At 46.3% G+C, this 842-nt stretch carries 1 protein-coding gene; it reads left to right on the forward strand.

The genetic code is table 11. The features are described from left to right. The first annotated feature begins 205 nt into the window (after positions 1 to 205). Positions 206 to 700: a hypothetical protein gene (locus R7O13_RS25560; RefSeq protein WP_031419248.1), complete on the forward strand. Its 495-nt coding sequence runs from the start codon at positions 206 to 208 to the stop codon at positions 698 to 700. The last annotated feature ends 142 nt before the right edge of the window (positions 701 to 842 follow it).

Below are 842 nucleotides of genomic sequence, written 5' to 3' on the forward strand. Positions count from 1 at the left end.
TAGAAAGGGGAGCCTGTTGGCTCCCCTTTTTCGTTGTCGATAATTTATTGTCGATAGAATATGCATTCGGTGTCACTCATTGATCACCAATAAACTTTCTGTCAGTTTTTTCTGAAACACGGGATTTACCCTTAAATTTTCAAGATTCGATGCGTAGAATGCCGCCCCATTGTATGAATGGTCGATTTAATTTGAGGGCAAACGAATGAGATGGTTGTCTAGTTTCTCATTGAAAGAGTGGTTGTTCGCTGCTGTTTTACTGGCCGGAATCTCTGCTTATGCACTCCACCATTCGAACCAGCGTACGTCCGACGCCCGCTCTGCTGCCATTCAAGTTTTGTTTGCCGACATGCAGTACTACGTCTCCATTCTCAACGCCAATGCGAAAGCGTTCAACCAAGAGAATGGCGCAAACCAATGTGTCCTGACGGCTGTGGGCTATCAAGAGTTTTACAACGGCTACCCAGAAACGCAAAGCGAATGTGGCGAACACCTTGGCTTTTTCGACAACATGACGATCTCAGACGAAATGAAGCAAGCGAACTTGGTGTTCATTGAAAACAACACTTATTCGATAGTCGGCTACGGCCCTAGTGACTCGCCAGAAGCTTTGATGCAAGGCAAATGCTACGCCTATTACCGGTTGGAAGGCGCAGGAAAAGACGGACACAGTTTTAAAGTCGATACGTCCCAATGTTAGCGATCAAAAAAGGAGCCGCCGGGCTCCTTTTTGTGTTCGAAAATAGCGGTACGCCATTTCTAGTGCCACTTCTTCAATTGGGAAGTGTTTGCTTGGTTCAACAAACTCTTACTGCGCTGCGATGATTTGCAGTTCCCAGTCG

The sequence above is a fragment of the Vibrio sp. Y176 genome (assembly GCF_033438945.1).